Genomic DNA, 765 nt, shown 5'->3' with positions numbered 1-765 from the left:
GTATTTAACGCCTTCAACCCATTCAATATCGTAAACTGAATCTACTTCTTGGATGTAAGAAGCTAAACGTTCTAAACCATATGTTAATTCCGATGTAACAGGTTTACATTCTAAACCACCAACTTGTTGGAAATAAGTAAATTGAGTGACTTCCATCCCATCTAACCAAACTTCCCAACCTAAACCAGCACAACCAAGTGATGGGTTTTCCCAGTTGTCTTCTACAAAACGAATATCATGTTTTAATGGGTCAATTCCTAATTGTTTCAAGCTTTCAATGTATAATTCTTGAATGTTATCTGGGTTTGGTTTCATCACCACTTGGAATTGGTGATGTTGGTATAAACGGTTAGGGTTCTCACCGTAACGACCATCTGCTGGACGACGAGATGGTTCTACATAACAAGCGTTCCATGGTTCAGGACCAATTGCACGCAAGAAAGTATAAGGTGACATGGTACCCGCACCTTTTTCTGTATCATAAGCGTTTAAAACTAAACAACCTTGTTCAGCCCAGTAGTTTTGTAAAGTTAAAATTATATCTTGAAATGTTTTTTGATTCGTTGCCAAGATGTTCACTTCCTCATTTTTTAATCTATTATGATAGTGGTCAAATACATCAGAAGACAGAAAAAAGCCCCTATGTATTTGAAAAAACAAACACATAGGGACGATTGTCTCGCGGTTCCACCCTACTTCTAACGGATAAAATCCATTAGCGCTTTATTGTTAAGTGCTCCAATATGCCTTCACAAGGTTTCAATT

Annotated in this window: 1 protein-coding gene; it reads right to left on the bottom strand. The window is 37.3% G+C overall.

Annotation, left to right across the window (positions count from 1 at the left end):
- A partial coding sequence (glyQ, locus tag ACRCJ0_RS17160; protein ID WP_431391368.1) for a glycine--tRNA ligase subunit alpha occupies positions 1-579 on the bottom strand: 579 nt, incomplete at its 3' end.
- Between the last annotated feature and the right edge of the window lie 186 nt (positions 580-765).

The sequence above is a fragment of the Aerococcus sp. L_32 genome, assembly GCF_050689315.1.
This window is presented reverse-complemented; position numbering and strand designations above follow the sequence as displayed.